An 8645-nucleotide genomic window follows, 5' to 3' on the forward strand; every position below is an offset into this window, starting at 1 on the left:
TCTGCTTGCGCGGCAAAACGAAATAGTGTATGATGTATAATTGTTTTATGAAATAGTAAATTTATTGGTGATAAAAAACAATAAATTGCAATATAATATTTAAAAGTTAGGAGTGTTTTGGGGAATGTCAGCAAATTTAGTTATTGTTGAATCGCCGGCCAAGGCTAAAACAATTCAGAAATTTCTGGGGAAGTCATACAAAGTTGTCGCATCGAACGGACATGTAAGAGATTTACCAAAAAGTACGATGGGCATTGATGTTGATAATGATTTTGAGCCGAAATATATTACGATTCGTGGGAAGGGAGATATTCTTGCTCAACTTCGTAAGGAAGTAAAGAAAGCAGACAAAGTATATCTTGCAACTGACCCGGACCGTGAGGGAGAGGCGATTTCATGGCATTTATATCATGCATTAAAATTGGAGAATAAAAAATGCAGTAGGATCACATTTAATGAGATTACAAAAGATGCCGTAAAGAAATCTATTAAGAATTCCCGCGATATTGATATGAATCTTGTAGATGCACAGCAGGCAAGGAGAGTATTAGACCGTATTGTGGGATATAAGATCAGTCCGATTCTCTGGTCTAAGATTAAGAGAGGGTTATCGGCAGGTCGCGTTCAATCTGTTGCATTGCGTATTATCTGCGACAGAGAACAAGAGATTGATGAGTTCATCTCGCAGGAATATTGGAGTCTGTCAGCTGATATTCTCGTGCCTGGAGCAAAGAAACCTCTGGAGGCACACTTTACCGGAGATAAAAATGGAAAGGTTGAACTCCATTCTCAAAAAGAAGTTGAAGAGTTAGTAAACAAACTGAAAAATGAAAAGTTTGAAGTACTTTCTGTAAAGAATGGAGAGAGAAGAAAGAAACCACCACTTCCATTTACAACAAGTACATTACAGCAGGAAGCATCAAAACGTTTGAATATGTCTACACAAAAGACAATGCGGCTTGCGCAGGAACTCTATGAAGGTGTGAATTTAAAAGGAAAAGGAAGTATTGGTCTTATTACTTACTTAAGAACAGATTCGACACGTATTTCAGAAGAAGCAGATGCAAACTGCCGGGAGTATATCGGACAGCAGTACGGAGAAGAGTTTGTTGGGGATAAAAAGTCAGTAAAGACAACAAAGACCGGAAAGATTCAGGATGCACACGAAGCGATTCGTCCAACGGACAGCAGCCTTTCTCCGGCGATGATCAAAGAGCAGCTTCCAAGAGATCTATTCCGTCTTTATCAGCTAATCTGGACAAGATTTGTGGCAAGCAGAATGGCAGAAGCGGTATACGAGACGACATCTGTTAAGATTGAAGCAGGAGAATATCATTTTAATGTTGCGGCTTCCCGAGTAAAGTTTGACGGTTTTATGACGGTATATAGTTACGATACTGAAAAGTCTACAATGAATGCTGCCATGAAAAAGATTACAAAAGATACAGAAATCACACTTTCAGAATTAAAACCTCAGCAGCATTTCACACAGCCGCCGGCACATTTTACAGAGGCTTCTCTTGTAAAGACATTAGAAGAATTAGGAATTGGTCGTCCAAGTACGTATGCACCGACAATTACTACTCTTCTGGCACGAAGATATATTGTAAAAGAGAATAAAAATCTTTATATTACAGAACTTGGTGAAGCGGTGAATGATATGATGGAAGATGGCTTCCCGACAATTGTTGATGTAAACTTTACTGCAAATATGGAATCTCTTTTAGATAGTGTTGAAGAGGGAAAAGTAAAGTGGAAGACCGTCGTGGAAAACTTCTACCCTGATATGATACAGGCAGTTGAGAAAGCGGAAAAGGAATTAGAAGAAGTAAAGATTGCAGATGAAGTATCTGAAGAAGTCTGTGAAGAATGTGGAAGGAACATGGTCGTAAAATACGGTCCACATGGAAAGTTCCTTGCATGCCCGGGATTCCCGGATTGTCGTAATACAAAACCATACTATGAGAAGATTGGTGTAAGCTGTCCAAAGTGTGGAAAAGATATTGTTCTCAAAAAGACAAAGAAGGGCAGAAAGTATTACGGTTGTATCAATAATCCGGAATGTGATTTTATGAGCTGGCAAAAGCCGTCGGCTGTTCGATGTAAAGAATGTGGCGGATATATGGTAGAAAAAGGGAAAAAGCTTGTATGCGCTGATAAAGAATGTGGTTATGTTACAGACAAGGAAGAGGAAAAGTAATTTATCTGCTTTTGAATAAAAAAAGAGAACTTTAGAAAGAGTATAGGTTTGTAGCTGTAAAGATCGTTGCTGCAGGAAGAATAGGATAAGTAATTTTACTGTAGCAGCTATCTTTATGGATATGAAGCTATACTTTTTTTCTTTCATATATCCAATTTATAGAATTAAATTATTTTAATTGTACAAACTTCTAAATTAATTTAAAAAAGTACTAAAAATATTAGATAATACCGTTGAGATTGGCGGGAAGATATGTTAAACTTATCAAAGATAAAGAATTGTCTGTTAATTTTGACAGTTAGGATGGAGGTATTTATGAGTGTTCAATTGCTTGATAAGACAAGAAAAATAAATAAATTATTGCACAATAATAATTCGCATAAAGTAGTATTTAATGATATCTGTGAAGTCTTGAGTAATATTTTATTATCTAATGTGCTGGTAATCAGTAGAAAAGGTAAAGTACTTGGAATCAAGAATCGACAGGATATTGAAGTGATTGATGAGTTGATCAATAACGAAGTTGGCGGGTACGTTGATACACTTCTTAATGAACGTTTATTAGGTGTACTTTCTACAAAAGAGAATGTAAACCTCGAAACACTTGGTTTTGAACATACAGAAACAGATCGTTATCAGGCAATTATTACTCCGATTGATATTGCAGGAGAAAGATTGGGAACAGTATTTATGTACAGAAAAGAACATCATTATGAAATTGATGATATTATTCTTGTTGAATATGGGACAACCGTTGTCGGTCTTGAAATGATGCGTTCTGTTAATGAGGAGAATGCAGAAGAAACCCGTAAGGTTTCCATTGTGAAGTCTGCCATCTCCACGTTATCATTTTCAGAGTTAGAAGCAATTCAACATATTTTTGATGAATTAGATGGATCGGAAGGGATTCTTGTTGCCAGCAAGATTGCTGACAGAGTGGGAATTACCAGATCTGTTATAGTGAATGCACTTCGAAAGTTTGAAAGTGCCGGTGTTATTGAGTCACGTTCTTCCGGTATGAAAGGAACTTATATTAAAGTGCTTAACGATGTGGTCTTTGACGAATTAAAGAAGATGAAACATTAATTGCATTTTAAATAATGTTCGCATATACGATGGAGGATAAAGAATGAGAGCGGATAATTATAAAATAACACAATATTCTGTCAGCAGTATCCTGGGATATGTCGAAAATTCTCAAATTGCTATTCCGGAAATACAAAGACCATTTGTATGGAAGGGAGAAGAAGTAAGGGCTTTGATTGATTCTTTATATGAGGGATATCCTATAGGATATTTGATTGTATGGCAGAATTCCCAAGTTCGTGTACGCAACTTTGGAAAAGGCGGAACAAAGAAAATACTGATTGATGGACAGCAGAGAGTCACAGCTTTAATGGCGGCACTTCTTGGAAAAGAAGTATTAGATGAGCAATATCAATCCCATCGGATCCGGATTGCATTTAATCCATTAGCCGGTAAAGGAGAAGAACGATTTGCCGTCTGTGATACGAAGCATGAAGAAGATAGCAGATGGATTCCTGATATTTCGATATTCTTTAGAAGAGACTTTTCTTTCCGACAGTTTGAAAAAGAATATAAAGAGGCGAATCCAGATGAAGATTTTACACCGTTAGAAGAATCTGTAGATACATTAAAAGAAATTGTAAAACATCAGGTTGGTGTAATTGAATTATCATTCCTTTTAGATATTGATGTTGTTTCAGAAATATTTATTCGTATTAATTTACAGGGAAAGCCTTTGAATCAGGAAGACTTCGTTATGTCTAAAATTTCTGTCAATGAACAGTATGGCGGTGATTACATAAGGAATTGTATTGACTATTTTTGCCATTTATTACGTGAACCATCTTTTTATCAGGTGTTGCAGCAAAATGAGACAGAATTTTTTAATTCAGAATATGGAAAAGCACTGACCTGGTGCCAGAATGAAGAACAAAGTTTATATATTCCATCCTACGCTGATGTTTTAAAAGTTGTACTAATTTCTTATTTTGGAAAGACAAGAATCGGTGATCTGGTACATCTTTTATCAGGAAGAGATGGAGAGAAAAAAATCTTTTCTAAAAAAGAAATTTCAAAAAAAGTTTCCGAAGAAGCTTTTGAAAAACTTGGTGCCGGAGTAAAAGCGTTTGTATGTGAAGAGAACTTTCAGGGATTCCAGAAAGCATTAAAAAAAGCGGGATATAGTTGTAGTCGTTTACTATATTCTCAGTCCGTTTTAAATTATTGCTATGCGATGTACCTGCTAATGTACCGTCAGGGAATCGGAGAAAAAGAAAGAGAATCTCTTCTTTCAAAATGGATAACGATGGCGATGATTACCGGACATTATCAAAGCGGTGGAGAGAGTACCGTACAAAAAGATTATGCCAACGCGCAGGAAGAAGGTTTTGCTTCTTACTTAGCACAGATTGAAGAACTAAAACTTACAGATGAATTTTATAACAATATTTTACCGGAGAAGTTTACATCAACAACAGCACGTACAGCACCGTTTCTTGCGTATGTGGCTACACAGTGTGCAAGAGGCGTGCATTCTCTTTACAGCGATGTGACAATTGAAGAACTTTATAAAAATAAAACAGAATCTTATCAGATTCTTCCGAAAGCTTATCTGGCAAAATGCGGATATAAAACAAGGGAAATTTATGGACAGGTTGCCAATCTTACTTACATTTCTAAAGAAACAAAAGATATTATTAGGAAAAAGTCCCCTGTAGATTATAAAGTGGATCTGGAAAAAGCAATCGGCATAGAGAAGATTTGTACATCATTAAAAGAAAATGGTCTCACAGAAACTATATTTACTGCCAATGAAACAGATGTAATACAGATCTTAGCCGATCGACGCAGACAGATGGCATCAGAAATCAGAGATTTTTATAAAACATTATAATTTTTTCTTGCAAAACCTTATAATATATGATATACTTCGTTCGGTAAATTAAGTAAAAAACACGTTGCCGGATTCTGTCGGTCGAAGTGCCTGTAAGAAAGGTGGCTGAGGAATAAGAAAGCAGCGGAAGAACAAACAAAAAGGAGATTTGACATGAGTGTAATTTCAATGAAACAGTTACTCGAAGCAGGTGTTCATTTTGGACATCAGACAAGAAGATGGAACCCTAAAATGGCTCCTTACATCTACACAGAGCGTAATGGCATCTACATTATCGACTTACAGAAGTCTGTAGGTAAGGTTGACGAAGCGTACAACGCTATTAGAGACTGTGTTGCTAACGGTGGAAAGATTCTTTTCGTTGGTACTAAAAAACAGGCTCAGGATTCTATCAAGAACGAAGCTGAGAGATGTGGAATGTACTATGTAAACCAGAGATGGTTAGGTGGTATGCTCACAAACTTCAAAACAATTCAGAGCCGTATTGCCCAGTTAAAGAAAATCGAAGCTATGGAGGCAGACGGAACATTTGATGTACTTCCTAAGAAAGAAGTAATTAACCTGAAGAAACAGCAGGAAAAATTAGAGAAGAACTTAGGTGGTATTAAAGAGATGCAGGATATTCCTGATATGATCTTTGTTGTAGATCCTAGAAAAGAAAGAATCTGTATTCAGGAAGCAGAAACTCTTGGTATTCCTTTAGTTGGTATCTGCGATACAAACTGTGATCCTGAAGAATTAGATTACGTAATTCCAGGTAACGATGATGCTATTCGTGCAGTTAAATTAATCGTTTCCAAGATGGCAGATGCTGTAATCGAAGGAAATCAGGGACAGGATGCAGAAGTAGCAGAGGAAGAAGCTGCTGAAGAAGCAGAAGCTTAATTCTGTTTGCAATATTGCCTCAGCCTGCACCGTTAGTACAGGCCGGGGCATTTTTGTGCAAAATCTATATGACCACATAAAAGAGATGAATTTGGAGGAATCGAAATGGCTATTACAGCAAAACAGGTAAAAGAGTTACGTGAGATGACAGGTGCCGGAATGATGGATTGTAAGAAAGCTCTTACAGCTACAGAAGGCGATTTTGATAAAGCAATTGAATTTTTAAGAGAAAAAGGTCTTGCAACTGCTGAAAAGAAAGCAGGACGTGTTGCAGCAGAAGGTCTTGTTAAAGTTATCGTATCTGATGACAAGAAGAAAGCTGTTGCAGTAGAAGTTAATGCTGAAACAGACTTCGTTGCAAAGAACGAAAAGTTCCAGGCTTATGTTGCACAGGTTGCAGAACAGGCAATGGAAACAGAAACAACAGATATCGATGCATTCTTAGCTGAAACATGGAAATTTGATGAGACTAAGACTGTAAACGAAGCATTAGCAGGACAGATCGCTATCATCGGAGAGAACATGAACATCCGTAGATTCCAGCAGGTAAAAGAAGATGCAGGATTTGTAGCTTCTTATACACATATGGGTGGAAAGATTGGTGTTTTAGTAGACGTTGTAACAGATGTTGTAAATGATGCAATCGAAGAGATGGCTAAAAACGTATGTATGCAGGTTGCAGCTTTAAATCCTAAGTATACAGACCGTTCTGAAGTTGATCAGGATTATCTTGCAAAAGAAGAAGAAATCCTTACAGCAGCAGCTAAGAATGAAAAACCAGACGCTAACGATAAGATCATCACAGGTATGGTTAAAGGACGTCTTAACAAAGAATTAAAAGAAATCTGCTTAATGGATCAGGTATACGTAAAAGCTGAAGACGGAAAACAGTCCGTATCCAAATATGTTGAGGAAGTAGCTAAAGCTAACAATGCTAAAATTGCTATCAAAGGTTTCGTTCGTATGGAAACTGGAGAAGGAATCGAAAAGAAAGAAGAGGACTTCGCAGCAGAAGTAGCAGCTCAGATGGCTGGTAAATAATTCTTTAAATTATTAATATTGTAAATTAAATCGGAATTTATAAAGGCTCTGAAAGCTTCATAAACACTTTATTTTCTAGTGATTATGAGGGTTTCGGAGCCTTTTTTCCATAGAAAAAAGGAAATGACGAAAGTAAAAATGAAAAAATGACTATTGAAATTCAGTTGACATATTTGTGGTGGTAAGTTAATATAATAGTAACAACAGGCAACATGAGTGTCTGTCAAGCGTTGAAGTAAGGTGTTGTGTCAGAGGGCAGTGCCTTACCAGCTTTATAAGGGTTTAGCATTTACCACAATCTGGCTAGGGAGCAAAAGCTCCCAAAAGAAAATGCTGAGAGGCTCTGCCAAGTGCAGGGCCTTTCTTAATTTTATTATGAAATAAAGGGAGTTGCGGAAAATATAGATGAGAACAGTTGTTGATTGTGTATCATCATTTATTCCTCTCTTATCAACAGAGTATGAAATTGTTCTGGGAAGAAAAAATGTTGCGGTTAAACTTATAATAACGTTTGATAAGAAGGACTGTTTTCATTTGATGGGATTACAATATCTTACGGATAGACCAGAGTTAAGACGTGATAGAGGAAAAATATTTGATGAAATTCAGAACGGTATTATAAAAAGGGAAAATATAGAGTCTTCGGATTTCTATCATAAAATACAAGACAGAGTGCATTTTCTTCCGCTGCTTGAGAAAATGCTTGATAGTAATGATACGGTTTTTAAGTATAATAAAAAGGCGAATGTCTATTCTATGATAAAAGCGGATTATCTGATGAAAAATCATATGGAAGGAAAAAATTTATTTTTGTTTTTATCTAATGCAAGAGATGACAGTTATTTTTGTCGTTCTTTTTTCCCAGAGGAGAAAATGGATTATACAAAGAATCAAGCTTCATGGACTCTCTTATATAAGAAAAAAAGAAATCTTATTGATGGGTCAGAACATATATTATACGACAGATTGAAAAAAGATGTAAAATAGCAAGGGGCTGTCCTGAAAACATAGTTTAGCATCGATTGGAGCGGAACGTAGAGTCGTAATCCCCATCAAGTTGCAAGGCGGACAAAATCCAGGAGGATTTTTGTCTGACATTGCGAAACTTGTTCTAAGAATGTTTGCTCCTATATATAAGCCGATTTTAAGAAAAAAAGAAAGTAATAGTATATATCTGTGATTTTTTTGAAAAAGGCAGTTGATGATTTAATTCTTATGTGCTAATTTAATCATAGACCGTAGGAAGGCATGGGTAATGCCCGAATCCAAATATTCCATTGGCGGGTAGGCAGCTAAGAAGAAATAGCTGCCTGTTTTACTATGTGAGCGGAAATGCTGTAAAGGAACAGAAACTTCCTGACGCACGCTAAAAAATAGGAATGTTTGTTATATACAGAATATGTGGAGGCTCCGAAAGTTTTATAATTACTTTATTTTCTAGTTGTTATGAAAGTTTCGGAGTCTTTTTCTATTGTTATTGACCTCTTAAAATAGCGTAATAATGATTAGCTTGCGTGTCTCTGGATTGTTCTGTATACTGTCATTAGTTTACAGAAAGAAAAAAGTCTCAGAGCACCTTCCCTGGAAAGTCGTGTACTC

The 8645-nt window shown here is 36.4% G+C and carries 6 protein-coding genes; all 6 read left to right on the plus strand.

Annotated features, from left to right (window positions below; translation table 11 throughout):
- Positions 1-124: 124 nt before the first annotated feature.
- The 6 genes from topA to FYJ25_RS10620 all read left to right on the plus strand — a co-directional run bounded on the left by topA (position 125) and on the right by FYJ25_RS10620 (position 8033).
- A complete protein-coding gene (topA, locus tag FYJ25_RS10595) occupies positions 125-2200 on the plus strand; it encodes a type I DNA topoisomerase (RefSeq protein ID WP_021907930.1) in 2076 nt (691 codons plus the stop codon).
- Between the two features lie 315 nt (positions 2201-2515).
- Complete coding sequence (gene codY, locus FYJ25_RS10600) at positions 2516-3286, plus strand: GTP-sensing pleiotropic transcriptional regulator CodY (protein WP_096239898.1); 771 nt, start codon at positions 2516-2518, stop codon at positions 3284-3286.
- Between the two features lie 43 nt (positions 3287-3329).
- Positions 3330-5120 (plus strand): GmrSD restriction endonuclease domain-containing protein, encoded by a 1791-nt coding sequence (locus FYJ25_RS10605; protein ID WP_154581285.1) that lies wholly within the window; start codon positions 3330-3332, stop codon positions 5118-5120.
- Between the two features lie 153 nt (positions 5121-5273).
- Positions 5274-6005: a 30S ribosomal protein S2 gene (rpsB, locus tag FYJ25_RS10610; RefSeq protein WP_021907933.1), complete on the plus strand. Its 732-nt coding sequence runs from the start codon at positions 5274-5276 to the stop codon at positions 6003-6005.
- A 105-nt stretch (positions 6006-6110) separates the two neighbouring features.
- Complete coding sequence (gene tsf, locus FYJ25_RS10615) at positions 6111-7046, plus strand: translation elongation factor Ts (RefSeq protein ID WP_096239902.1); 936 nt, start codon at positions 6111-6113, stop codon at positions 7044-7046.
- 405 nt (positions 7047-7451) lie between these two features.
- Positions 7452-8033 carry a PBECR4 domain-containing protein gene (locus FYJ25_RS10620; RefSeq protein ID WP_096239904.1) on the plus strand — a complete coding sequence of 194 codons (582 nt, stop codon included), beginning with the start codon at positions 7452-7454 and terminating at the stop codon, positions 8031-8033.
- The last annotated feature ends 612 nt before the right edge of the window (positions 8034-8645 follow it).

The sequence above is a fragment of the Anaerobutyricum soehngenii genome, from assembly GCF_009697165.1.
GTDB classification, from domain to species: domain Bacteria; phylum Bacillota; class Clostridia; order Lachnospirales; family Lachnospiraceae; genus Anaerobutyricum; species Anaerobutyricum soehngenii.